The 25,897-nt window shown below is 66.5% G+C and carries 17 protein-coding genes; 3 read left to right on the plus strand and 14 right to left on the minus strand.

Features of this window, described 5'->3' with window-relative positions; genetic code table 11:
• Positions 1-6 precede the first annotated feature (6 nt).
• From SH602x_RS06360 to SH602x_RS06380, 5 genes are all read right to left on the minus strand, one after another.
• Positions 7-252 (minus strand): hypothetical protein, encoded by a 246-nt coding sequence (locus tag SH602x_RS06360; RefSeq protein WP_479475986.1) that lies wholly within the window; start codon positions 250-252, stop codon positions 7-9.
• A gap of 54 nt (positions 253-306) precedes the next feature.
• The gene (locus SH602x_RS06365; protein ID WP_479475987.1) at positions 307-2,622 is read right to left on the minus strand and encodes a glutamine amidotransferase; all 2,316 of its coding nucleotides are present in this window, start codon (positions 2,620-2,622) and stop codon (positions 307-309) included.
• 11 nt (positions 2,623-2,633) lie between these two features.
• On the minus strand, positions 2,634-5,060 hold the full coding sequence (locus SH602x_RS06370; protein ID WP_479475988.1) for a BatA domain-containing protein: 2,427 nt from the start codon (positions 5,058-5,060) through the stop codon (positions 2,634-2,636).
• A 127-nt stretch (positions 5,061-5,187) separates the two neighbouring features.
• Entirely contained in the window at positions 5,188-6,084 is an 897-nt protein-coding gene (locus SH602x_RS06375; RefSeq protein WP_479475989.1) for a DUF58 domain-containing protein, read from the minus strand.
• A 95-nt stretch (positions 6,085-6,179) separates the two neighbouring features.
• A complete protein-coding gene (locus tag SH602x_RS06380; RefSeq protein WP_479475990.1) occupies positions 6,180-7,295 on the minus strand; it encodes an AAA family ATPase in 1,116 nt (371 codons plus the stop codon).
• A gap of 318 nt (positions 7,296-7,613) precedes the next feature.
• Between SH602x_RS06380 and SH602x_RS06385 the strand changes: the two genes are divergently transcribed.
• Entirely contained in the window at positions 7,614-9,983 is a 2,370-nt protein-coding gene (locus tag SH602x_RS06385; RefSeq protein WP_479475991.1) for a DUF4159 domain-containing protein, read from the plus strand.
• A gap of 14 nt (positions 9,984-9,997) precedes the next feature.
• On the opposite strand, the gene SH602x_RS06390 is transcribed toward SH602x_RS06385, so the two are convergent.
• From SH602x_RS06390 to SH602x_RS06400, 3 genes are all read right to left on the minus strand, one after another.
• Positions 9,998-10,771: a TIGR02996 domain-containing protein gene (locus SH602x_RS06390; protein WP_479469380.1), complete on the minus strand. Its 774-nt coding sequence runs from the start codon at positions 10,769-10,771 to the stop codon at positions 9,998-10,000.
• Between the two features lie 20 nt (positions 10,772-10,791).
• Positions 10,792-11,901: a TIGR02996 domain-containing protein gene (locus SH602x_RS06395; RefSeq protein ID WP_479475992.1), complete on the minus strand. Its 1,110-nt coding sequence runs from the start codon at positions 11,899-11,901 to the stop codon at positions 10,792-10,794.
• 468 nt (positions 11,902-12,369) lie between these two features.
• Complete coding sequence (locus SH602x_RS06400) at positions 12,370-13,002, minus strand: hypothetical protein (RefSeq protein WP_479475993.1); 633 nt, start codon at positions 13,000-13,002, stop codon at positions 12,370-12,372.
• A 242-nt stretch (positions 13,003-13,244) separates the two neighbouring features.
• Here SH602x_RS06400 and SH602x_RS06405 point away from each other — a divergent pair, with 242 nt between their 5' ends.
• Together SH602x_RS06405 and SH602x_RS06410 are read left to right on the plus strand one after the other, a co-directional pair.
• Positions 13,245-13,943 (plus strand): pirin family protein, encoded by a 699-nt coding sequence (locus SH602x_RS06405; protein WP_479475994.1) that lies wholly within the window; start codon positions 13,245-13,247, stop codon positions 13,941-13,943.
• A gap of 252 nt (positions 13,944-14,195) precedes the next feature.
• Complete coding sequence (locus SH602x_RS06410) at positions 14,196-16,589, plus strand: spermidine synthase (RefSeq protein ID WP_479475995.1); 2,394 nt, start codon at positions 14,196-14,198, stop codon at positions 16,587-16,589.
• Between the two features lie 9 nt (positions 16,590-16,598).
• On the opposite strand, the gene SH602x_RS06415 is transcribed toward SH602x_RS06410, so the two are convergent.
• From SH602x_RS06415 to SH602x_RS06440, 6 genes are all read right to left on the minus strand, one after another.
• Positions 16,599-18,671, minus strand: a complete 2,073-nt coding sequence (locus tag SH602x_RS06415) for a prenyltransferase/squalene oxidase repeat-containing protein (protein ID WP_479475996.1) — start codon at positions 18,669-18,671, stop codon at positions 16,599-16,601.
• A gap of 50 nt (positions 18,672-18,721) precedes the next feature.
• Positions 18,722-19,204 (minus strand): ExbD/TolR family protein, encoded by a 483-nt coding sequence (locus SH602x_RS06420; RefSeq protein ID WP_479475997.1) that lies wholly within the window; start codon positions 19,202-19,204, stop codon positions 18,722-18,724.
• Between the two features lie 40 nt (positions 19,205-19,244).
• Positions 19,245-20,123: a MotA/TolQ/ExbB proton channel family protein gene (locus SH602x_RS06425; RefSeq protein ID WP_479475998.1), complete on the minus strand. Its 879-nt coding sequence runs from the start codon at positions 20,121-20,123 to the stop codon at positions 19,245-19,247.
• 11 nt (positions 20,124-20,134) lie between these two features.
• Complete coding sequence (locus tag SH602x_RS06430) at positions 20,135-23,101, minus strand: tetratricopeptide repeat protein (RefSeq protein ID WP_479475999.1); 2,967 nt, start codon at positions 23,099-23,101, stop codon at positions 20,135-20,137.
• Between the two features lie 342 nt (positions 23,102-23,443).
• Entirely contained in the window at positions 23,444-24,328 is an 885-nt protein-coding gene (metF, locus tag SH602x_RS06435; RefSeq protein WP_479476000.1) for a methylenetetrahydrofolate reductase [NAD(P)H], read from the minus strand.
• A 177-nt stretch (positions 24,329-24,505) separates the two neighbouring features.
• Positions 24,506-25,792 carry a putative sugar nucleotidyl transferase gene (locus SH602x_RS06440; protein WP_479476001.1) on the minus strand — a complete coding sequence of 429 codons (1,287 nt, stop codon included), beginning with the start codon at positions 25,790-25,792 and terminating at the stop codon, positions 24,506-24,508.
• Positions 25,793-25,897 lie beyond the last annotated feature (105 nt).

Here is a 25,897-nt window from a genome sequence, read left to right on the forward strand (position 1 = left end):
GGCTGACTACGTCGGTCGGCGGGTCCACGGATCTCTGAGCATCCACGACAGGAAGTAGCGGCAAGCTTCTTCCTCGCTCGCGAAGCGTTTCAGCAAGTTCTTGTTGCCGCGTTCGCTGTAGTATGTCATCCAGCTTCCATCGACGTCTTGAAGGATGCAGTACGTGTCATCGAGGCGGTCGAAGTTGATCGAGTAGCTGGACCTCCTCACGCCATGGGCTTCCAGCTCCGCGAGCAGATCGTTCGTATCCAATTTCAGTCGGTCCCTCCGAACAGGTTCAGCGGCGCCGGTCGCCTTCGCGCTCCGCTAAGGCAATCGCCACGCCCGCCTCAACGTCCAGTCGACGCTCAGCAGTCCGAACAGGACGAGGAACATGAGCCACGCGTCGGGCCAGCCGTCGCCGAGGCGCCACGTGGTTTCCACCTCGATCTCGGTCTCGATCGGACGCGCGAGAAGTTCCTGCAGCAGAGGCTTCAGTTCTCGCGGCTCGATCGCGCGTCCGCCGGCTTCGCGGGTGAAGTCGGCCAGGCGCGCGAGGGCCTCCGGGTCGGCGGCGTCGGCGGCCAGTTCGACGTCGTGATCGAAGACCAGGAACGACGTCTCGACCGGTTCCAGTTCGCGGTCGCCCGCCTTCGCCGTGACGCGCAGGCGATACTCGCCCGGCGCCGACGTGCGGACGACCTGCCCCGCGAGACTCTCCCCGTCGCGACGCAGTTCGATCGACTCGCTTGGCCCTTCGGGCGGAACGACCTCCGCCTGGAGCGTCACGTTATCGAGCGACTCGCCGAGCGCGTCGCGAACGCCGGCGCGAAAATCGACGACCGTTCCCTGCGCGACGCGACGAGACGGAAGCGAGATCCATAGCTCTTCCTGATCGGCGTCTTCCTTTCGCGCGAGCCAGAGCGCGGCCTGCCGCCAGAAACGACGGTAGGCGTCGTCGTTTCCCTGCAGCGGCCACTGCCAGGTCGAATCGCCGGCGAAGGCGAGCACGCGGCCGCGGCCGTACTCCGACGCGACCAGCATCGGGTCGCCCCCTTCGGACGCCAGCAGCACCCGGGCGGAAGGCTTCAGCGCGCCGAACTCGTTCGCGCCCAGCAGCGGCGGCAGCTCCGACCAGGCGGCGGCGTTATCCGAATCCGACAGACGCGTGACGAAGCTCGGTTCGACGGGCTGCAACGCGATCGGGCCGGGAAGATGAAACTCCGCGACCGGCGGAGCGTCGAAGTCCTGCTTCGCGAGGGCGTTCATCCGCATCGGATAGACCGCGTCCAGCGGCGTGCGCGCGTAGCCGCCCGGGTCGAAGGCGTGATAACCCCCGAGCGCGAGCAGACCCTTGCCCCGGTCGATGGCCGCACGCAACGCTTCTAGCGTCGCCTCGTGTCGACCCTTCTGATGCAGGGCGATCGAATCGACGTCGCCTAGGATGAAGACGTCGTACGTCGGATCGGAAAAGAGGCTCGCCAGATCGACCGGCCACTGATCGCGTTTCCGCTGATCGAGATAGATATATTCGACGTCCAGATCGCGAGACGCTTCGAGCGTCCGGCGGAGGAACTTCTGCTCCATCCGCAACTCGCCCTCGATATAGGCGACGCGAAGGCCCCCTTCGCGAACGGTCAGGAACGCGGAGAGCTCGTTGTTCTTGACGATCCGTTCCTCGGGCTGCTGCGGCACGCGCACGGTCAGCACGTATCGCCCCGGCTCCGCGGGCGTGATGATTTTGGAGACGGCGTACGTCGAATCGGGCTGATCCGGACGAGGCGTGACCGACGCGAACGGCTGCTTCTCGATCTCGCCGGTCGCCTCGTTGCGGATCTCGAGTTCGACCGGGATGTCTTTGCCGTCGTAGCCGACCGCACGAACGGCCGCTTCGATCGACAGGTCATTCTTCGCGAAGCTGAAGTATTCCGCCGGCAGGTTCTCGACCGAGACGTCGCGCGTTCGCGCGGATTCGCCCGGTTCTCCGAAGGCGACCGTATAGAGGGGCCGCCCGTCGCGGGCGAGCTGCTGCGCGACCTGGTCGAGCGAGACCCGCGGAGAAGGAACCGTTTGTCTGCCGTCCCCGAGCCAGAAGTAGGCCAGAGGTCGGCGGCCCCGCTCGCGCAGCAGAGCGTCATACAGCGGCGACCCGACGTCCGACTGCGATCCGTCGGGCGACTCCGGCAACTCCGGGAAGCCTTCCTTTTGCGGCAGAACTTCCAGGTCGTCGTCGTAAGCGACGAACTTGATTTCGAACCGCCGCGACAGGCGTTCGAGTTCGGGGCGGACCTCTTCCAGCGACTCCTGCAGCGCGGTCCAGCGGTCGGTCGAGCCCGTCCGATCGGGCAGCGTCATGCTCCGCGTGCGATCGATGCCGAAGACGATCTCCGCCGTCTGCCGTCGCGAATCGGTGCGTACGCAGGAAGGTCGCAGCATCCCCATCGTCAGCACGAACACGATCATCGCCTGCACGACGCCTAGCAGCAGTCGCTTCCAGGCCGGGACCGATCCGAGCGACGATCCGTAGCGCAGACCGAACAGACCGATCGCCGCGAGCGCAATCGCGACCCCCGCCAGCGCAAGCCAGCCCCACGCTTCGTCGCCGAAGACGGGTTCGAGATGAAAACGACGCCAGGGAAACACGCCGGACTCCGTCAGGCCGATTCGAACGCTGCGCGGGAAGAGGTCGCCGCGGGAGCTTTACGCGAGGAGGGCGCCTGCGCGCCGTAGAACCAGTGCGCGAGCGTCCGCTCGAGAAGAAAGCAGAACGCGACCAGCCCGAGCAGCCAGGGATAGGCCTCGAACGTTCTTCGCATCCCCGTGCCGCGCCGGGGGAGTTCGTCCGCTCCGCGCACGACGAGGAAAGCGTCTTCCGCGAACCACGTCGCCAGGGCTTCGTCGTCCAGCCGCGCGAGGTCCCCTTCGTTCGTTCCGGGATTCACGCTGAAGCCGCGGAGCGTCGAGGGGCCTTCGACGCCGCGAATGCGGTAATGCCCGGGGCGCTCCATCCCGGAGAGCGAGAGTCGTTCGTTCTCCGCGTAGAGCGGCTGTGCGATCGGGGCGCCGCTCGGCGTGGCGTAGAAGAGTCGGTACCGCGTGGGATAGGGGGGCACCGGATTCTCCAGCGAGACCGGTTCGTGCGTGAGGTAGTTGCGTGACTCCTCGCCCGCCCGCGCGAGGAAGTCGACGGTGCGGTTCACCAGCACGAAGTAGGGCCAGGGATCTTCCGCCGTTGCGAGCGAGTTCCAGGGCGCCGGCTGGCCGGGGCGCTGCGGCGGGTCGGAGATGGGGCTCGTCCACAAAACGGTCCGCCCTTCGCCGACGCGACGCTCCAGAATCAGCGGCTCGGCCACGCTGAGCGCGAGCACCAGGATCGAGTTCGGTTCCGGATCGACCTGCCAGAACCGGTCCACGGGATAACGTCCCCAGGGAACGCGATCGGCGGCCGCCCTCAACGGCGCGACGATCGGGTGGGAGGTCGCCGTCGGAGCGATCACGGCGCCGTCCGCCGCACGAAACTCGCGAGCGGGAATCGCAGGCAAGAGATTCTGCGCCTCCGGCAGTCGGAACGACGGATCGGGACCGTCGCGCCCGCGAGCGCGTTTGCCGAGGAACACGGCCAGGCCGCCGCCTCCTTCGACGAAGTCCGACAGGCGTTTCCATTCCGCCTGGGTCAGCGGATCGGGATCGACCAGGCAGATGACGCGGAAGTCTTCCAGTCGCTTCCGCAGGGCGTCCGCTTGCGGAAGAACCTCCGCGTGATAACGCGTTCGCTCGTAACCCGTCGGCGCGACGGCGGCGACCAGCGGCGTGACGTCGACCCCCGCGCCTCCTGCGACCAGAATCGGCCAGGCGGGCTCGACCTCGAACGTGAAGAAGAACTCGTCGTCCGCGGGCCAGCCGTCCGCTTCGACCGTGCGGACGCTCCCGTGATGCAGGCCGGGCGAAAGCTGCGACAGCGAAAACTGGACGCTCGCGACGCCGTTCTCCGGGATCGTGACGGGGCGCCGACCGACCACCTTGCGAGGCGGCGTCTTCAGTTCGCCGTTCTCGATGACCGGCAGCGACGCGTCCTGATCCTCGAGCGTGATCTCGACCGTCCGTTCCGCCTGCGGACCGGTTCCCTGAAGCGTGGCCTCGACGGTCAGCGTTTCCGACGGCGCCAGACGCGTCTGCGATAGCGTGATTTCGCGGAAGCCGGCGTTCTGCGGTTCGTCCGCGCCGACGTCGACGATCACGACGGGGACGTTCGTTTCCGCCGACGTCTGGGCGATCTTTTCGCGATCTCCGTCGGTCCACGCGCTGCGGGCGAGATCGGTGAAGACGTAGATCTCGGACGGCTTATCGGTCCGCCCCTGAGCCTGGGCGAAGGCTTCCGCGACGAGATCGGAGAGGGGCCGGGCGTCGAAGCGGGTCGGCAGTCGCTCGATCGTCTCGAACGCCGCAGAGAGATCGACCGGTTCGATCCAGCCTTCGTCGCCGCCGCCGGAAACCAGGATCTCGCTGTCGGCAGGCAATCGGGCGAGCGCTTCGTTCGCGGCTTCGCGGGCACGCTCGATCGCCGTTCGGTTCGCGGAGCGATAGGTCATCCGTTCGGCCGTGTCGATCGCGAAGAAGGCGACGACGGGGCTGTCGTCGGTCGCGATCGGCGGACCCGACGGGGTCGTCGCGGCGACGGCGGCGCTCCACGTCGTCGCGCCGCCCAGGGCGAGCGCGATCAGCAGGAACATCAGCGAAAGGGGCAACGGGCGTCGCGTAACGAACGACGCTACGGCCACGAAGGCGGCGACGATCGTGGCGATCGCCGCGACGGCGGCCACGCCCCAGTCCGACGCCGCGCCCGCGGGAGCCTGCCATGCCGCGAGCGCGAAGGCTGCGGCGATCGCGAAAACGAGCAGCGTCCTGAGCGCGAGCAGCGCCAGATGCCGCAGCTTCATCGTGCGCTGCGTCCGCTTCTCGCCCGGGCGGACGAAACGGATAGCGGGAAAGGCATACCGCTTCGGCTTCTCTTTCAGAAGAAGATGGATCACGAAGGGCGCCGCCGAAGCGATCGCGCCGGCCGCGAGCAGCGACCAGATCACCGCTCCCATCGTGCCGTCCGTTTCTTGATTATCGTCCGCCTAGCCATCTCGTGTCGTCTGAATCGACGTCCCTCCATGTGCCATGGCTGGCTTGTCCAGCCGTGCCTTCCCTTGTACCCGTCTTCGGTCAGAACCTCGCCCTTCGACTGACGAGATACTCCGACAACGCCTTGTCGAAGGGCATGCTCGTATCGAGCGGGACGTAATCGATGCCCGACTGGGCGCACTTCCGCTTCCAGTCCTCGCGAAAACGCGAGACCTCCTCCAGGTAGGACTCGCGAAAGTCGCGGGCGTCGACCTCGACCATGTCGTCGCTTTCGGGATCGATCAGTTCGACCGACCCGTCGAACGGGAACGTCACCTCGGCCTCGTCGAGCACGTGAAACAGGATCACGTCGTGCCCGCCATGCCGCAGGCGGAGCAGCGCTTTGTAGATCGCCTCTTCGTCGTCGAGCAGGTCGGAGAAGAGCATAATCAGGCTCTGCCGCTTGAGCAGACCGGCGACCTGTTGCAGGCTCTTCGGCGTCTGCGTCTTTCCTGCCGGCTTCATCCGCGAAAGCTGGGCGAGAATGTTGCCGAGCTGCTTTCGCTTCGATTTCGGCGCCAGGCAGGACGTCATCGCCTCGCCGTAAGTGACCAGTCCGATCGCGTCGTTCTGGCTCGTCATCAGGTAGGCGAGCGCCGCGGCCAGACACAGGCAATAGTCGAACTTCGTCAGATCCTGCCGGTGCGTGTAGCCCATCGAGGAACTGAGGTCCATCACCAGGTAGCCCTGGATGTTGGTCTCGGCCTCGAACTTCTTGACGTAGTACTTGTCGGTCTTGGCGAAAACGATCCAGTCGATGTCCTTGGGATCGTCTCCTGCCGCGTACTTGCGGTGCTCGCTGAACTCGACCGAGAAACCGTGATAGGGGCTCGCATGCAGGCCCTGCATGAAGCCTTTGACGACGAACTCCGCGCGCAGATCCAGCCGCTTGATCCGGCGGATCACGTCAGGCTTGAGATAGCTTTCGGCGGAGGACATAGGGAGGATAAGCGGTTAACGCAGCAACCCGACATCGAACCGCGGAAGACTCGGGGGACTTACGTCCGCCGCTCAGGAAGACTTTGTCGTCACGCCTATCGGCGGCTTCCAGGCGGCGGGGGCGGAACGGCGGGCTTCGCGGCCGCGGGGGTCGGCGAGGCGTAACTGATGCCCGGATCGCCCGATTCGTACTTGGGCGAATCGGGTTCGGGGATCGACTTCACCAGACGTTGCACGATGTGATCGTTGGTCATCCCCTCGGCTTGGGCCTGGAAGTTCGTCGCGATGCGATGCCGCAGGACGGGCACGGCGCAGCGTCGAATGTCGTCGAACGAGACCGAGAAGCGCCCGTCCATCGCGGCCATAGCCTTGCCGCCCGCGATCAGGAACTGTCCCGCACGCGGACCCGCGCCCCAGTCGACCAGCTCGCGCACGAAGTCAGGAGCCTCGCCCCCGCGCGGTCGCGTCGCGCGAACCAGCCGCGCGACGTACTTCACGACGTAGTCGCTCACCGCGATCGAAGCGACCAGCTTCTGCACCGAAAGAATGGCCTTGGCCGAGAGAACTTTCTTCACCTCGGGACGTTCGTTGCGGCTGCTCGCGACGAGGATCCGTTCTTCTTCGTCCAGCGACGGGTAGTCGACCTTGATGTTGAACATGAACCGGTCGAGCTGCGCCTCGGGCAGCGGATACGTTCCCTCCTGCTCGATCGGGTTCTGGGTCGCGATCGTGAAGAACGGGTCGGGCAGTTCGTACGTGTTGCGCCCGACCGTCACTTCCCGCTCCTGCATCGCCTGCAGCAGGGCCGCCTGCGTCTTGGGCGGAGTGCGGTTGATTTCGTCGGCGAGCAGAATGTTCGAGAAGACCGGCCCTTCGACGAAGCGGAACTGCCGGCGACCGTTTTCGTCTTCGTCCAGCACGTTCGTGCCGGTGATGTCCGACGGCATCAGGTCGGGCGTGAACTGGATCCGCTTGAAGCCGACGTCGAGGATCTTCGCCAGGGTGCTGACCATCAGCGTCTTGGCCAGCCCCGGCACGCCTTCCAGCAGGCAGTGCCCGCGCGTGAAGATCGCGGCGAGAAGTTGCTCGATCACCTCGTCCTGGCCGACGATGACCTTCTGCAGCTCGTGCTGCATGTGGACGCGGGTCTGGCGGAACTCCTGCAATACGTCGCGAAGGCGGTGACGCGGGTCGGGCTGAGTCGAATCCATCGGCGAATGCGTCCCCGCGGCGTCCTGAAAAGGCTCGATCGAAGCCTGGGCCTGTGCTCCGACTCCAAGTCGGCTCGTCGCAAGGCGTTCCTGCGTTCCGATTCTACGGGCGGCGGAACGGGGCGACAATCGAACGGGCGGTCGCGGCGCTCCCCTCACGCGAGGAACCCCTTCCGATCGTCGGGACGTAGGGGTCGTGCGGCGCGTCGCCGGTTCCATCGGTTCGATTCTGCCGCCCCGTCGCCCAGAGACCGCTAAGATAGATCGTCAGCCTCGCATTAGCCGGGAAGCCAAGGGGCTCGGATCAGGAAGCGTCGAATGCGTTCTTTCGAATCGCGATCGGTCGCGATCGCCACGGTCGCGATCGGGATTCTGCTCTCGGCGTGCTTCGCGCCGAATCGCTGCGCTGCGCAGGTCTCGCCGGAGAAGGTCAACGCCGCGATCGACAAGGGAGTCGACTTCGTTTTCAGCCGGCAGGAGAACGACGGCCACTGGCAGGATCTGACGGGCTATCGCGGCGGCGTCCCGGCGCTCTGCACGCTGGCGCTGCTGAACGCCGGGATCGAATCCGATCATCCGAAGATGCAGAAGGCGCTGGAAAACCTGCGGCGACTGTATGTTTCCGGCGAAGTCGACAAGACCTACGTCATCGCGCTCTTCGCGTCCGTATTCGCGGCCGCGGATCCCGCGCGCGATCGCCTGATCCTGGAAAAAGCCGTTGCGTGGCTCGAAGAGGCGCAGATCCAGGGCGGTCCGCGAATGGGATCCTGGGCCTACTCGAAGAACTCGGGTCAAGGCGACAAGTCGAACGCCCAGTTCGCGGTCCTCGCGCTTTACGACGCCCAGTGCGCCGGCATCGACGTCAAGAAGGAGACCTGGCAGAGGGCCGCGATGTACTGGCTGGCCACCCAGCAGGCCGACGGCGGCTGGTCGTACGTCGACGGCACGCCCAGCACGGGGAGCATGTCCACCGCGGCGATCTCCTCGCTGATCATGATCCGCAGCATGCTTTCGGCGGAAGCGTCCGAGAACGCGGCGATCGACTGCTGCGGCGGGGAACTGGAACTGGCCGAGTTGACCAACGCCATCGAACGCGGGATGCGGTGGCTCAACGCCGATCACTTCACCGTCGAAGCGAACATCGGCAGCAGCGACAACTACCTGTACTACCTCTACGCGCTCGAACGCGTCGGGCGTCTCTCCGGCGAGCGCTTCTTCAAGCAGATCGACTGGTATCGCCAGGGCTCGGAGCGACTGCTCGACGAGCGGATGCGCGACACGATCAGCGGATCGTGGACCGAGCGTCGCGGCGCCGGCGCGGGTCCGCTGACCGGAACTTCGTTCGCTCTGTTGTTTCTCTCGAAGGGTCGGCGGCCGGTCCTCGTCGCGAAGCTCGACCATCGAGCGGAAGAGGGTCGCACGCCGCGGGCGGCCTTCGATCCGCATCCCGAGGGCATCCCGAACCTGATGTTCTCGATCGAGAAGCGCTGGAAGCAGTACCTCTCCTGGCAGACGATTCCGATCGCGAAGGCGTCGGTCGAGGACCTGTTGCAGTCGCCGGTGCTGTTCATGTCCGGACCCTCGATTTCGCTGGGCCTGGAAGAGAAACGCAAGCTGAAGGAGTACCTGGAGCAAGGCGGATTCCTCTTCGCCGAAGGGGGGCGCGGCGACGACTGCCCCGCGACGCCGTTCCACGAGCAGTTCACGGCGCTGATGCAGGAACTCTTTCCGGACAGCCAACTGAAGCCTCTGCCGCCCGAGCATCCGATCTGGTTCGCCGAGCGGCCGGTGACTCCGTCGCCCGAGTATCCGCTGCTGGGGCTCGAGACCTGCTGCCGGACGTCGGTCGTCTACTGTCCCGGCAACCTGAGCTGCTATTGGTCGCGATACTTTCCCGGCTCGGGCGAGAAGGCGCCGCCGCGAATCCGGGATCTGATCGAGCCGCGGGTGTTCGTCGGCCAGAACGTGCTCGCCTACGCGACGAACCGCGAACTGGACGAAAAGCTCCGGCCCAAGACGTTCGCGGGCGAAACGACGGTCGACGCCGGCGCTCGCGGCACGCTTCGCATCGCCGGCATCGCCCACGGCGGCGGCAGTTCCGAAGCGCCGAGCGCGCTTCCGAACCTGCTCAAGACTGTCCGTCGCGAACTGCCGCTGACCGTCGCTCCGTTCGACGAGGACGTGGCCGCGACGGAGGATTCGCTGGCCCAGTTTCCGATCCTGTTCGTGCATGGCCGCGAGGACTTCCGCCTGTCCGACGACGAACGGGAGGCGCTGAAAACCTATCTCGAACGGGGCGGGTTTATCTTCGGCGATTCGATCTGCGCGAGCGCCGCGTTTACGGAGGCGTTCCGCCGGGAAATGAACGCGCTCGTTCCGAAGTCGCGACTGCAACCGGTGCCCGCGGAGCATCCGATGTGGACCACGGAGTTCGGCGGAGCGAACCTCAGCGCCGTCGAACTGCGACGGCCTTCGCGGCTGGGCGACGAGGGGGTGAAGATCGCCTCCTCCCGAACGGCGCCGCAGATGGAGGGCCTGTTCGTCGACGGACGCCTGGCCGTGGTCTTCTCCCCGTTCGATCTGTCGTGCGTGCTGGAAAACGGCTACTCGCTCGAATGCCCCGGCTACGCCCGCGAAGACGCGTTCCGCATCGGCACGAACATCCTGCTCTACGCGCTGCAGCAGTGAGCTCGGGATACAAGCTACAGCAAGATCCTTGATCCGTACCGTGCCCGCAGGACTTCCCGCTGAGCGGCGGAGAGGTCGTTGCCGGAGAGGTCGAGCTGCTCGATGCGGTCGAGGCGATCGGTCTCGGCCAGAACGTTGCAGGCGACGACCTTATCCGCGAAGCCGGCGGTTCGCCCCAGAGGAGCCAGGCAGCCCGCGAGCGACAGGCGCTTCAGTCGGGGCCAGTCGGCATACCACGCGATCGCCCGCATGCCGGAACGGGTGAAGCGACCGTCGAGGAATCGCAGGCTCTTCAGGTTTTCGAGATAGGGCGACTCGACCACCGCCCGCAGGCCCTCGTCGTCGAGAAACGCGAGCGAAAGCGACTCGACCCGCAGCATCGACGGTTCTTCCAGAATCCGCGTGAGGCGTTCGGGTCGACCTTCGAGCGTCACGTCACGAATCGGATGCTCGTCGAACAGCAGCTCCGCCCGCTCGTGGAACTTGCCGTAGGGGAGCGCGATCCGCTCGACGAATCCTCGCCGACGCTCGAACGAAGAGACCCACGTCGGCAGCGTGCCGTCCCATTCGGGGCCGTACTCGTGCAGCAGGTTCCACTCTTCCAGACGCAGTTCGACGTACCGCGAGCCTTCCGCCTCCAGACGCGCCAGTTCGCACTGAATGCGGATCAGCGCGCCGAACGGATCGCCCCGCTCTTCGAGCCAGTCGGCATAGATCAGCCGCGGAGCGTCGTCTTCCGGCGCCGCGACGATCTCGCGAAGAAAGCAAAGCGACTCGTCCGTGGTCATCGCCGGGGAGTGGGGTTCGGTTAAAGCGCGGGGCCGCCGCGAGCGATCTGGCGGCGACGTTCGGCCTTGGGGACAGGGATCGCCGGCAGATCGTCCGGGACGGCGCGAATCGCCTCGGCGCTGATCAGAATGCGCAGGTCCGGATGGCGAAAGGGCGAATCGGCGAGGAAGTCGAATCCCATCCGCGTGACGCGGTTCTCCGTCAGATCGAGCAGTCGCACCGACGACAGGCCGTGCCAAGTCGACAGCGCCTGCATGCTGTCCTCTCGCATTTCGCATCCCGAAAAGCCCAGGCACGAAGGCGCGAAGCCTTCGCCCGCCGTGTGCAGTTCGCGGAAGAACGGCGCGGAGAGTTCGCTCGATTCCAGCGACAGCGTTTCGATCCCCATCGTCGCCAGTTCGGCGAACGTCCGCTTCCACTCGCCGACGCCGAGCGAGCGGAAATGCGACAGCGCGACGACGCGCGGTCGAATCTCGAACTCCCGCAGCCAGGCGACCATGCGGTAGATGTCGAGCGCCGAGCTGTCGTACGTGAATTCGCAGGCGAGTCGCTCGATCCGCCGCGCGACGCCGGCGTCTTCAAGAGCCTCGTTCCAGCCGCGGGCCCAGCGAAACTCGAACCCGCGGACCGGCAGCCTGCGGAACGTCTCTTCCGGAAGTTGATTCAGAACCGCGGGCGAGTCGAAGGCGAGGTTCTCGACGAAGCCTCCCCGACGGCTGTACCGGACGGTCGTGCCGTCCCAGCGGGAGTTGCCGAGCCAGTCCGCGACGGCGGTCGGCCGCGGCGGGGCGAGTCGATCCGACCAGAAATCGGTCGCTTCGAGCGGCGATCGTTCCGCATCGCTGATCGCGGAAGGCGCCGCCAGCGATGCGGCCACCTCGTCGATCGGCGTGCCTTCCCAGACGGGCTGCCAGCGCTTCCAGGGGGCGAGCAGGTAGCCGAGGCCGAGTTCTGCTCGGCGATGCTCCTCCCCGCACTGAAGGCGGATCGTCTCCGCACGCGGATCGCCGCGTTCTTCGAGCCAGTCGGAGAAGACCAGGCGCGGAACGTAATCCGCGGGCGATTCGCAGATCGCCTCGACGAACGCGATCTCTTCCGGCGTGGGATCTTCGAACAGGAACTCGGACATGCGACCGTTGGGGAGGTTCGACCGTACGGACGCGTCCGCCGATCGGACCGCCTCCGTGCCGATGCATTATCGCTGCCCGTCGCGTCCGCGGCGAGGGTCGCAGAGGAGAGTTGCGTCGATAGAGCGCACCCTGCGGTTTGCAATCGGCACGAAAGTTGGCCGACCCGATGACGGAATCATCGCGCCCGGGTGGCGCTGGTTGTCCCAACCAGCGTCCGCGCAGCGGATCGGAGGCCTCAGGTGCGCGACGGAATCCTCGCAGCCGGGCTCGTCGAAGTTTTCTCTCGATGGGGAACAGCGACCTCGCGCCGAATTCGCTCGGAGGCCTCCGACGGGCTGCGCCCGCGCCGGTTGAGGCAACCGGCGCCACCCGGGAAGGGTCGCCAGCCGCAAACTGCGAGATGCACTCGCGTCGCGATCGCGGCAGTCGACGGCATCGACGCGGGCTTCGCCTGCGGACGTTTCGCGTCAGACCGCGGAAACGTAGGTCTCGCAGGCGAGAACCGACTCCACCAGTTCGATCTGCCCTTCCTGCTGATCGCGGATGCGAGGGGCGCTGGCAGCGTAGATGGCGAAGCGGGCCGCGTAGCGCGCCGTCGTGTGGACCGCGAACGAAGCCGCGTGACCCGCCGACTGGCAGATCCGTTCGCCCAGCATGGCGTCGTCGCCGAAGAGCGTATGGTAGGGAACTGCCGACGCTCGTCGACTGCGGACCTGAGTGCGGGCCGTCTCCGATTCGACTCGGATCGTCTCGGACAGGCGAAAGGCGCTCTTCCGCTTCGAGACAAGTTCCTCGTCGTCCAGTTCCCGCGCGAGCCAGAGTCGCTTCGCCTCCATCGCGAGACGCGGTTCCGGTCGATCGGGATACCGCTCTTCGAACGCAGGCAGCGCCTGCTCGGCGAAGTCGGTGGCCAGTTCGTGCGCCAGCCTGGCGGGGAGTACGCCGAGCACCACCTGGAACCGGCTGAAGCGGTCGCCGTAGGGTTTGATCCGCGGCTCTCCCTGTTCTTCCAGGAAGTCCCCCAGCGCGGCAGCGGACTTCGGTTCGCCCTGCAGGTAGGCCAGCAGGAGCGCAGCGCGGAAAGCGTCGTCCTGTCGCATATCAGGTTCCTGGCTGTCGTTCGTTGTCGAATCGCCTCCGGCTTGTCGCCGCCCGAGGCCCGAACGCCGTCATTCTAGGCCTTCTCGCCGCCCCGCGCAGCGAGGATTTCGCTCGCCGGGACGAACTCTTTTCGGCCCTCGCATGCTACCCGCGGGCGCCGCGTAACCTCCCCCGCCCTCGGCGCATCAGATAAAAGGTTGATATGTAAACTAAATGCCGTCTGCGGCGAAAGGAGCGAGCGATGATCTACGTCAGGAGAGCGGAGGAGCGGGGAAGGTTCGACCACGGGTGGCTCGACACGCGACACAGCTTTTCGTTCGGCAGCTATCGCGATCCGAAGTTCATGGGCTTCCGGTCGCTGCGCGTGATCAACGAGGACTTCGTCGCGCCGGGACAGGGGTTCGGAACGCACCCCCACCGGGACATGGAGATCTTCACCTACGTCCTGTCGGGCGCGCTGGAACACCGGGACAGTCTGGGGAGCGGCGCCGTGCTGCGACCGGGCGAGTTTCAGTACATGTCCGCCGGCTCGGGGATCGAGCATAGCGAGTTCAACCCTTCGTCCGACGAGCAGGTCCATCTCTACCAGATCTGGGTCCTGCCCAACGAACGATCGGCGACCCCGCGGTACGACCAACTGAATCTCGACCCGTCGGAGAAGCTGAACCGCCTGCGCATCGTCGCTTCGTCTGACGGGCGCGATGGATCGCTGGCGATTCGTCAGGACGCGACGATCGGGCTGTCTCTGCTCGAAGCGGGACAGACGCTGGCCGTTCCGATCGCCGCGGACCGTCACGCCTGGTTGCAGACGCTGTCCGGCGAGTTCGTCGTGAACGGCGAGACCGTCCGGCCCGGCGACGGCGCGGCGATCTCGGAGGAGAGCGAGTTGCGGATCGAAAGCCGCGAGACCGGAGAGTTCCTGCTCTTCGACATGGCGTAGCGGCGAGAACCAGGAATGGGGGGCGACGGTCACCGGGCCCCGCCCCGTTCGACGGTCGTGCTGGCCCGCGCGGCCCCTACAATCGGTTTCACCGGACCTTGTTATCGCGTGAGCTAAACTTCGGCGTTCCGCGCCTCGAACCAGCCGCAGCATCCTGCGCCGCGAAGGTCGAGTGCGCACGTCGTCCGTCGCTCGCGAGACTCTGACGTGTCCGTTTCGACCGCCGATTCCCTTGCCGCGCACGAACTCTCCATGTCCGACGCCCCGCGATCGGGAGCCGCGCCGTCGTTCGTCCAGGGCGACGACGTCGCATCGCCGGCGCTCGACGATGCATCGCGGATCACGGAGTCGTGGGAGATCGAGGCCGGCGCGCTGGGCGTGTTCGACGCCTCGTCGGCCGCATCGACTCGACTTTTCGCGCTGGGCTATGCGACGACGGTCTTCCTGAGCGCGTTTCTCCTGTTCCAGGTGCAGCCCCTGGTCAGCAAGGCGATCCTGCCGTGGTTCGGCGGAGCGCCGGCGGTCTGGACCACCTGCATGCTGGTCTTCCAGGCGCTCTTGTTCTTCGGCTACCTGTACGCCCATCTGATGAAGGGCTTCGGGGCGAAGACGCGGACGATCGTCCATCTCGCGATTCTCGGCCTCGCGATTCTGTCGCTCCCGATCCTGCCGGGCGACGCGTGGAAGCCGGAGAACGTCGATGCGCCGGTCACGGCGATCATGGCCATCCTGCTGGTCTGCGTCGGCGTCCCCTTCTTCGTGCTCTCGACCAGCGGTCCGCTGCTGCAGGACTGGTTCCGCCGGACGCATCCAGGGCGCTCGCCCTATCGGCTCTACGCCCTGTCGAACGCCGGTTCGCTGCTCGCGCTCGTTTCCTATCCGTTCGTGATCGAGCCCGCCTTCTCGCTGCCGATGCAGTCGTGGATCTGGTCGATCTCCTTCGGTCTGTTCACGGCGCTCTGTGCGACGCTCGGCATCGCCGCGCTAAGGAAACAGACCGCCGGGCATGCGTCGCCCGACGAGCCGTCGAAGTCGTCCGAAGCGGCAGAGAGAAAACCCCTCTCGTTCGGCCGAGCGGTTCTCTGGTTCGGACTCGCGGCGGTTCCGTCGGCCATGCTTCTGGCGACGACGAACCAGGTTTGTCTCGACGTGGCGGCGGTGCCCTTTCTGTGGGTCGTTCCGCTGTCGCTCTACCTGCTGACGTTCGTGATCTGCTTCGACGCGCCGAAGCGCTACTCGCGCACGGTCGGGCTCGCCGCGCTCGTGCTTTCCACGCTGGCGATGACGGCGGCATTCGTCGGGGCCCAGAACGCTTCGATCGGCTTTCAGGCGTTCGCCTTCTTCTTCGGCCTATTCGCGTGCGCGTACTTCTGTCACGGCGAGCTCGCCCGGCTGAAGCCGGAACCCGCCCGGCTGACGACTTACTTCCTGATCATCGCCGCCGCGGGTCTGGCGGGGGGAGCGTTCGTGAGCCTGCTCGCTCCGGCCATCTTCACGACGTTCCTGGAAATCCACGTCGCGATCGCGGCGACGCTCCTGCTAGCGCTGATCGTGCTGTTCCGTCGCGATCCGAATTCGCCGGTCGCCGCCAGGCCGATCTTCGTCCCGGAAGGGTTCGAGGTCCGGCGACCCGACCTGACGCGAGCGTCCGCCCCGAACGTCGACGGCACGACCTGGATGTGGGGCATGCTTCTCAGCGCCGATCTGATGGTCGTCGCGTTCATCGGCTACCAGTCCGCCGGCTTCGCGCACCCCGAACTACTCGAATCGCAGCGGAACTTCTTCGGCGTACTGCGAGTGCGCACGAGAAACGCGGACGACCCGGAAGAGGCCATGCTGGAGATGATGCACGGGCGCATCGCACACGGGTCGCAGTTCCTCGACGAGAAGCGGGCGAAGACGCCGACCTACTACTACGGTCCGAACTCCGGCGTCGGCCTGGCGCTGCGGCATCATCGCGCGGAAGAGCCGCGAGATGCTAGCGAGGCAGAGCCGCAGGAATCTGGCGCGGCCGAGCCGCGGCGCATCGCCGTCGCGGGGCTCGGCGCCGGGACGCTTGCTCTGTACGGCAAGCCTGACGACTTTCTGCGGTTCTACGAGATCAACCCTGCCGTCGTCGAGCTTGCGCAGGAGCGCTTCACCTACCTTCCGACTTGCCAAGCCGAGTGGGACGTCGTCGTCGCCGACGCGCGGCTGGCGCTGGAACGAGAGGTCGCGCGGGACGAAGGGCCGTACGACGTGCTCGTCCTGGACGCGTTCGCCGGCGACTCGATTCCGACGCACCTGCTGACGACCGAGGCGCTCGCGATCTATCTCGATCGTCTGGCGCCGGACGGCATCCTGGCGGTCCATATCTCGAACCGGCACTTCGACCTGGTCCCGGTCCTCGCCGCAGCGGCGGAGCGTTACGAACTGGCGACGCGATCGATCGAAACGAAGAGCGATTCGCAAGGCGCCTCGGCTGCGTCGTGGATGCTGCTCTCCCCGAGCGAAGCGACGTTCGACGCCCCTGCGTTCGCCAGCTTCCCCGCGATTCCGTCCGACCGGCAGGTGGTCTGGACCGATCGTCGCTGCGATCTCTTCAGCGTGTTGCGCCCGATCCGCTGGAGCGACTTTCTCTACGCCGGCGCGCACGACGATCACTGACGCGTCGCGCTATCGTCCCACCCCCGCGGGTCGTTCGGCTGCGATCGCATCCGAGTTTGACTTCGGACGGTAGCGATAGAACGACTCCAGGCAGAGCGTCGCCGTCGCGGTCGTATAGACGCGACCTCCGTAGCCGCCCCAGACGCAGTCGGCGTTCCAGCTTCCGCGATAGGCGCCCGAATCGACCTGTCGCTCCAGAATCGCCGGCACGAGCGCGGCGCTCCAGGTCGCGAACCGTGCGTCGCCGCTGCGATGCAGGGCCAGCGTGGCGTAGTACCAGTAGTAGTAATTCGCCTTGCCCGACGCCGAAGGCAACTCTTCCATCACGTAGTCGAAGCCCTCCTGTTGGGCCGCGTCGCCGAGGCCGGTGTCTAACAGATAGCGGCACCACCACGACTCCGCCGTCATCGTGCGGGACGGTCCGTCGTTCGCGCGGTAGCGGGCCTGTCCGCCGTGGCGTCCGTACGAGACGCTGTTGAGAAACGCCTTCATGCGCTCGATGTTGGCGGCAGGCACCGGGATGCCCGCGTAGTCGGCGTTCTTCAGCGCCATCACCTGCCAGCCGAACTGGCTCATGTCGCCCGGATCGCCCGGCTGATACCGCCAGCCGCCGAGCGGATGCTGCGAAGCGAGGGTGTAACGAACGGCTTTCTCCACCGTGGGACGCAGGGCCTTGTCGCCCGTCATGCCGAGCGCTTCGGCCAGCGCCATCGCCGACATGCCGTGGCAGTACGTCCGTTCGAAGAGCGCCGCGTCGCCATGCAGCGATCCGTCCGAACCTTGCACGCGAATGAGGTAAGCGAGACCCGCTTCGACGGTTCGGCGATGATCGCCTTCCAGATGGGTGCATCCGGCGCCGAGGAACGCCAGGAGCGCCAGTCCCGTCACGCCGACGTCTGCCGACGAGCCGGCGCCTTTGCGATCCTGGCCCAGGACGCGATGCTCTTCGCCGGCGCCGAAGCGTCGGGCGCTCCAGCTTCCGTCGCGTTCCTGAACGGAGGCGAGCCACTCCAGCGCCCGGCGAATGGCCTCTTCCGTCTCTTCGCTGCCGCCTGACGCCGCCGCGATCTCCGGGCGATTCTCCGACAGGCGCCAGCGATAAGGCTCGGGCATGATCTCCCCGTCGCCCAGCCGCCGGGTCGGCGCCTCGTTCAGATAGCGCTCCAGCAGGACTTCGCGCGGAACGGCCACGGGTTCCGTCGGCGACTGCTCGACCGGCAGAAGCGCCGGGGGCGTCACCGAGGGCGCGAGCGCGGCTAGCTCCGACGGCGTCGATCCCATCGCCGTCGCGTCGGGCGTTTCGAGTTCCAGCGCTTCCATCGATTCGAGCGTCCGCGGCGACAGCGCCTCCAGCGGCGGTCGCGCAGGCTCCCAACGAGGAACCTCCGGCATCAGCGGCGGAGGCATCTTCTCGGCCAGTCGCGCTTCCTGAGGCTGCTTCGGTTCCATCGCGGCCGGGGGAATCAGCGGCGGCGCCGTCGCCGGCAGAGCCAGACGTGCGGCCGGGAGCGTCGGCGCGCCGGCCGTTTCTGTGCGATCCGAAGGCGCGGGACCTTCATCCGGCGTCGTCGACTTCACGGGGGGAAGCTCGACGGTCGACTCGGCAATCTTCTCCGAGAGGGGCGCCGTCGGCAGTTCCAGCGGTTCGCGTTCGCTCGCCCCTTCGATCGGCGACGGAGGCTCCGGCGCGGGACGTTCCGGCGTGGGGAGGGGCGGTTCGACCGTCGAGGCGATTTCGGTCTCTTCCCATGGCTGCGCGTCGCTCGCATGCGCTGACCTGGATTGGGCCTCGCCCTCTTCGACCAGCGACAGCTTCATCTCTCCGCCGTAGCCGGGCGGGAGGGGTTGCGGCTGAAGAAGCTGCGTTCCGTACGCGACGAATACCAGCAGCAGATGGGCGATCACCGAGATGATGACGCAGTTCGTCATCGCCCGGGACTGACCCCACCGCGTGACGAGCGTCACCAGCAGCAGAATCGCGACGGCGAGCGCCCCGACGAGCAGCACGATCGCGAGCGCACGCTCCTGAATCCAGTGGATCCAGGTCGTCTCCGCCAGGAGAAGAAAGTCGCGTACGTCCAAGTTCGTCCCGTTCCGATTCGGTCGTCGTCAATACTGTTCCGCTAACGAGCTTATCGTCGCGTCGCTCCTGTTTCCGCCGGTCCGCCGTCGGCGATGCGGACCGTGATGCCCAGGTCGGAGATGCCGGCTTCGCGGCAGGCGGCCAGCGCGTCGGCGACGTTCTGGAACGACCCCTGGCCGTCGCCGCGCACGACGACGCCGGTCATCGGATATTCCTGAATCGCCTGGGCGAGCGCGGTTCTGAGTTCGTCGCTCGTGACTTCGCGTTCGTCGAGCGCGATCGAGCCGTCGCGGCGCACGTGGACCGTTCGCTTGTCCGGCGGAGGCGTCATCGCGCCCGCGCTCTTGACCGTCGGAACCTGCAGTTCGATGTTCCGTTCGGCGTCGGCGAAGCGGGTGGCGACCATGAAAAAGATAAGCAGCAGGAACACGACGTCGATCATCGGCGTCAGGTTCATCGAAGGCTGCTCGTCCCGGAGCGTCTTGAGCGGCATGGCGTCCTGTCCCTGTTCCTTCGCGATCCTTCGCTGCATGCCCCCGCTAGCCGTTTCGCCCTATCGGGCGGCGAGACGATCAGGCGGCAGCGGCCTTGCTCCGGCGCCTGGTCTTCTCGGTCGAGACCTTCTCCCACCCGTCCGACGCGATGATGCCGACGACTTCCTGACCGAGCGAATCGAGCTCGACGACCATGCCGTCGACCTTGCCGACGAAGAACAGGTACGCGATCAGCGCGGGAATCGCGACCGTGAGGCCGCCTGCCGTGGTGATCAGCGCTTCGCCGATGCCCGCGGCGAGCAACTCCGGCTTGCCCATTCCCGAGGCCGACGCGATCGAATTGAACGAGTGAATCATGCCGTACACGGTCCCGAGCAGACCGAGCAGCGGCGTCAGAGTCGAGATGCCGTTGAACAGCCGCAGGTACCGCCTTAGGCCGTTCGCGACGCGTTCGCCTTCGTCGAGAATCGCCTGTTCGACCTCGACCGCGGGCTTGCCCCAGCGACGCAGCGCGCCGGCGAAGATGGTCGAGATCGGGCTCTTGTTCTCCTGACAGAGTTCGAGCGCCGATTCCTGATCGAGCTGGCCTTCGCGAAGCTGTTCGAGGAACCGCTTCACGAACGGGCGCGGAATGACCCGGCCCCGGCGTAGCATGATGAAGCGCTCGAAGACGAAGACGCAGAGCAGAAACGAACAGCCCAGGATCGGGACCATCATCGGCCCGCCGGCGTAGATGATCTGCAACAGGTTCCGCGAAGGAGGCGCCGCCGCGATTTCTCCGGCCGCGGCATCGAGCCCCTCGGGCTGCGGGCCGTCGACTTGCGCCGCGCCTGCATCGACTGCCGCGGGAGTTTGCGCGGCGGCGGAACTGGATAGCGTCGACGAGATCGCCGCGATTGCGACGAGCGCGATCGAAGCGGCGACGATCGTCGAAACGGCTCGATAGGAGTGACGCATCGCTTGCCCTCTTATTTCAGTTCCGCGTGGCGAAGCGCCTGACGCGGACGATTCGACGTGGTGCGCAGACGCTTGCTCGCTTCTTCGGCGAGCGGCGTCTGGCCGTAGTTCTTGATCAGGTAGGCGTAGTTGCGAGCCGCTTCGTCGGACTTGTTCAGACGTTCGTAGCACTTCCCGGCCTGCAACAGCGCGGTCGCCTGCCACTTCGGAAAGTCGTACTTCGCCTCGACCAGGTCGTACGCGGCGATCGCGTCCTCGAACCGCTCCTGATGGAAGTAGGTCTCTCCGATCATCCACTGGGCCATCGCGGCGATCTCGCCCGCGCTTCCCCAGGGAGATCGAATCGCGGCGTCGAACGCGGCGCGGGACTCTTCGAACCGTCCCAGCCGCGCGAGACATCGTCCGCGGAGATAGTCGACCTCGTGTCGCTGGCGGAAGTCAGGGAAGCTCTCGTCGAACGACGACAGCAGCGCGAGCGCGTCGGCGAACTTCGACCCCGCGGCGAGGATCTGCGCCCGGCGGAGCGGGATCATTCCCTTCCATGCCGGTTCGTTCTCGCCGAGCTTTCCGGACAGATCATCGAAGCGAGCGCCGGCGCCGGCGAAGTCCTTCTGCCGGAACTTCGCCTCGGCGATCCAGTACTCAGCCTCGAAAGCGAGAACGCTTTCCGGAGCCGCGGCCAGCAGCGTCTCCATCGACGAGACGACGCGATCCCAGGCCTCCTCCCGCGCGGCGTTCTGCCCGCGAAGGTACCAGGCGTGCGACGCCAGCTCCGATCGCGGATTCCGCGCGAGCAGATCGGCGAGCGCCTGCTCGCACTCTTCCGTTCGCTCCGCCCGATACGCCGCTTCCGCCAGTCGATAGGCCGCGTCGGCTCCGACCGGCGAATCGGGAAACTCGGCGACGATTCGCGCGAACGCCTCGGTCGCGTCGGCGTCCTGTTCGGATTCCGTCAGCCGCTCCGCCAGGTCGAAGAGCGCCAGCGGAAGGAGCGCGGTCCGCGTTTCGGCATTCGCATCCGTTTCGTCGTCGTCGAGCTGAGCGATCAGGCGCTTCAGTTCCGCGGCGCTTTCGTTCACGTCGCCCGACGCGTGAAGCGCGCGGGAACGGAGCAGACTCGCCTGCCGCAATCGGTCGTCGTCGCTTTTCAGATTCGTCAGTCGTTGAATCTGGGCATCGACCGCCGCGAGATCGCTTTCCTGCACGGCTGCTTCCAGCAAACCCCAGGCGGCGTCGCGAGCGATGGGACCTTCCGGCGCCAGTCGCAGCGCCGTTTCGAACGATTTCTTCGCGCTCGTCACGTCGCCCTCTGCGATCGCGGCGAAACCCGCTTCGATCTGCGTGCCGGCGCGCACGGCATCCGGCGCAGCGGCTGTCTGACGCAGTCCGTCGAATTCGGCGAAGAGAGGCGGATCGCTCTTCTGGGCACGCGTCAGAAAGCGATCGAGAGCTTTCCAGAAGAAAGCGTCCGCTTCGTTCGTGACCTTCAGCGAACGGAGCAGGCGCGCGGCCTCGGCATCGTCGCTCCCCTGGTTCGCGACCGCGACGAACAGCCTGCGGCGAACGCCTTCCGGCGGAGCGACTTCGTCGAGCGATTCGTATCGCCGGAGATACTCCTCCGCCAGCGTCCAGTCGCCGGCATAGGTCGCCGCATCCGCTGCCGCGAGGGCGATCGCTTTGGCGAGGTCCTTAGGCGCCTCGGTCGGGGCCTGGCCGAACGCTTCGAGCGCTCGCTGCGGCTGATCCTGCTTCGCGCAGGCGACGCCCAGATCGTAGAGCAGATACGCCCGCGATTCCTGGGACAGCCCCTCGATCGCGAGGCACTCCCGCAGGAGGCTTTCCGCCTTTTCGGGAACGCCGGCATCCAGATGCTCGCGAGCGATCCGCGAGCGAAGCGCGGCGTCGGGATCAGCGAGGGGCAGCAGGTCCGCATGCTTGTCGCAGAGCGACAGCGCCTGCTCCGCATCGCGGGCCTCGAACGCGGACAGCGCGAGCCGGCGAAGCGCTTCCGCCCGGAACGACGCGGCGAACTGGCCCTGCAGCAATCGCCGTCGAACTTCTTTGGACTCTTCGGGCCGCGACAGCCGATCGAGCGCGTCGGCGTAGCGTTCCAGCGCCGCGGGCGACTTCTCCAGCGCCGACTTGCCGGCTTCCGACGCGGCGAAATCGCACAGCGCCTGCCAACTTTCGGCCCGATGCTGGGCCTCGACGCGGCGTTCGGCGATCGGCGTCCGCGCGGCGGGATCGTCCGTCGCGTCGAACGCTGCGGCGAACGCTTCTGCCGCGTCGGCGAATTCCTCGGTCGCGAAGCGGCACTCGGCGAGTTCCAGCCGAAGCAGGGCGCTCTCGGCGTCCGCCGGCAGCGTCGATAGAACGGTCTCGTAGAAGCGGACGGCGTCGGCGTACCGATTCAGCGCGGCGTAGGTCCGCGCAAGGGCGACCCGAAACTCCTGGGCGACGTTCGGTTCGGTCGATCGCGTCAGGCCGTCGCGATACGCCGCCTCAGCGTCGGCGAAGGCGCCTCGTTTCCAGTAAGCGTGTCCCGCCTGCATCGCGGCGCTCGACACGAACGCGTGCGTCGGATGAGCCTGCACGAAGTCGGAGTAGGCGGCGGCGGCATCGTCGTAGCGTTCCTGCCGGAAGGCGATCTCCGCCAGCCGGAACTCCGCGTGGGCCAGCCGATCCGCCTCCGGCGATGCTTCCGCGACGGCTTCGAAGGCTGATTGCGCGACTTCCAGAGAATCCGCCGCGAGCGCGGATTCGCCCTGAAAGAATCGGGCGTCGGCGACGCGGGGGTCGTCGGGGAAGGCTTCGGCGAACTGCCCGAAGCTCTCGGCGGCCCGTTCATACCAGCCGCGGGAATAGTGGGACGAGGCGACCTCGAATCGCTCGTCGGCCGTCTGGGCGCAGAGCGGGAGGGCGACGCCGTATGCGACGACGACGCAACTCCAGGCAGCGTAACGCGCCAGTCCGTCCATGAACTTTCGCCTGATCTGACGTCGAATCCGTCCGACGTCGTGTCGCGTCCAATTCGCGGAGCCAGGTACGGCCCGCCAGCCTTCATCCTATGCCGGACTTTCCGCCCGGACCAAGACGGATCCGGGCCGTCGAGTCCGGCGACCGCGTCGGCGCACGGGCAGACGATCCGCCGGCGTCGCCGCAATTGTAGTTATCGGCGGGGCGAACGCCGCTGCACCGCTCTCGCCGCAAGAGACGGGCTAGGCGATTTTGGCAAACGGCGACGATGGGGCAGCGACGACCGGATGATTCCGCACGGCGACGTCGTCCGACCGTAGCAGCGAACCCTCTCGTTAGGGGGGCTATTTCAGCGGCTGGGTCGCGCGCAGGTCGAGATTCCGGAGGATCTCCGACGTCGCGTGCGAACGGTTCAGCACGTAGAAGTGGACGCCCGGAACGTCGGAATCAAGCAGTTCCTGCACCTGCTGCGTCGCGAACTCGATCCCGATCGCGGCCTGACGCTCTTCGTCCCCTTCCGCCGCGGCCAGTCGTTCGCAGAACGCCGCGGGCAGCTTGGCGCCGCAGAGCGAGGCGATGCGGTTGATCTGGGCCAGGCTCGTGACCGGCAGGATCCCGGGGACGAGCGGCGCCTTGATGCCCGCGGCGTCGTAACGCTCGCGGAACTCGAAGAAATCGGCGTTGTCGTAGAAGAGCTGGGTGATGACGACGTCGGCGCCGGCGTCCACCTTGGTCTTCAGATTCCGCAGGTCGTCGTCGGTCGACGTCGCCTCCCGGTGCGTCTCCGGATAGGCTGCCACGGCCACCCCGAACGAGGGGAACTCCGCCGCGATCAGGGAGACCAGTTCGTTCGCGTACCGAAAGCCGCCGTCGATGGGGCGGAAATGCGGATCGCTCTTGGGCGGATCTCCGCGGAGCGCCACGATGGCGTCGACTCCGCGATCTCGGGCCGTTCCCAGGTAATCGCGGAGGCCGTCCACGGTCGTGCCGACGATCGTCAGGTGCGACGCGACGGGGACGCGGAACTCCTTCTTCAGCCGGGTGACGATGTCGAGCGTCTTGTCCCGCGTCGAACCGCCCGCCCCGTAGGTGCAGGTCAGATAGTCGGGCGCGAACTCCATCAGCCGCCCGACCTGCTCCATGAGCTGATCGACCCCCTCGTCCGTCTTCGGAGGGAAGAGTTCGAAGGAGATCCCGACTCGCCCGGGACGATAGGTCTGCTGCAGCATGGAGAGAATGGTCGCGTGATTACGAGGGGAACGCAGGCGGGATCAACTTCATCGGATCGTGCTTCCCGCCGACTTATCCTAACTGAAGCGGTCGAAATCGTCGCCGCCGATCCTGCTCAAGCTGACTTGAATCAGATTCAAGTCGTCCGGGTCGGAGGGCGAGTTCGCCCGCGCCGGTCACAGGGAGAGGGGTTCGCCGGCGATTTGTCGCTCGTCGCGGGTCAGGTCGTACATGTCGTGGAGCAGCCGGACGTCGTGGTCGCGCTGCTCCACGTTCCGCCGCGCGAACATCCGCTTCTGCGTAGAGACCATCACGTCCACGGGCAATTCCGTCACCTGACCGAACAGCCGGGCGTAGTTCACGAAGCTGGGGACGTTGGTGGTGACGAAGCCGTACACCATGCTGCAGACGCCGACGGTCTTGCCGGTGAAGATGCCCGTGTTGATGGCCGACTTCGAATAGTCGCCGATGACGCAGCCGATGAACTGCATGCCGGTAGAGACCTTTTTACCGCGGTACTCGATCTTGACCTCGCCGTAGGTGTTCTTCAGGTCCGAATTGCACGTCCCGGCGCCGAGGTTGATCCAGCTTCCCAGATAGCTGTGCCCCAGGAAGCCGTAGTGCTGTTTGTTCGTGTACGGCTCGATGACGCTGGCTTCGACTTCGCCGCCCACCTTGGTCGTATGGCCGAGCGAGACGGAGTCCTTGATCGCGGAGTGCTCGATGACGCGGGCGCCCCGACCGATCACGGCAGGTCCCCGCAGAAAGCAGTAATGGCCGACGGACGCGCCCGCTTCGACGACGATCGGGCCGGCCGCGCAGTCGACGGTCAGGTACTCGCCGAGCTTCACGTTCTCCGCCACGAACAGACCGTCCTGAAGCTGCCGGTAGGCGCCGCGGGCGATACGGGCCTCGACGTTCTCGCCGAACGCGGAAAGGTTGTGCCGCACGACGTCATGGGGATACTCGAGCATCGGCCAGGCGTCGACATCGCCGTTCGATCCGGAGGCCGCAGGCTCTGACGCTGCGGCGCCTTTGACGCCGGCCAGTCGAAAGAAGTCGCCGATGCGGGCGGCCTCGATCGGCGACGGAGGCTTCTTCCCGACGGCGAGTCCGCAGGCGACCTCTTCGCCGCTCCAATGCACGCAGTCGCGGCCGTCGGCGACGATCTGCGACAGCCGGCGAAACGTGCTGGCCGAGGGGACGAGGCGCGCGTTGACGAAGAGCGTCGGCCCCGCTCCGTCGAGCGAGGCCGAGCCCGAAGCGACGTTCCAAGCCGGTCGATCGAACGCGGCGACCGCCTGCAGATGAGGCCGGACGAGCGCGACGACTCGCTGCGACGGCAGTCGGTCGAGCCAGTCGGCGAGCGTCTCGCCCGCGCAGCTCAGCGAGTACGCAGGACGCGCACAGGACGAGGGATAGAGGCGATCGACGCGTCGATCTTCGAAGACCAGGATCTGCATGATCGATCTGCCGTCCGTGTTGTGCGGTTCGTTCGTCGCGACGCTTACGATTCTAGGGACTGCCGGGATCGCGCCGCGAGATCCTTGCCAGGACGGTCGAAGCGG

It is taken from the genome of Lignipirellula cremea (assembly GCF_056501455.1).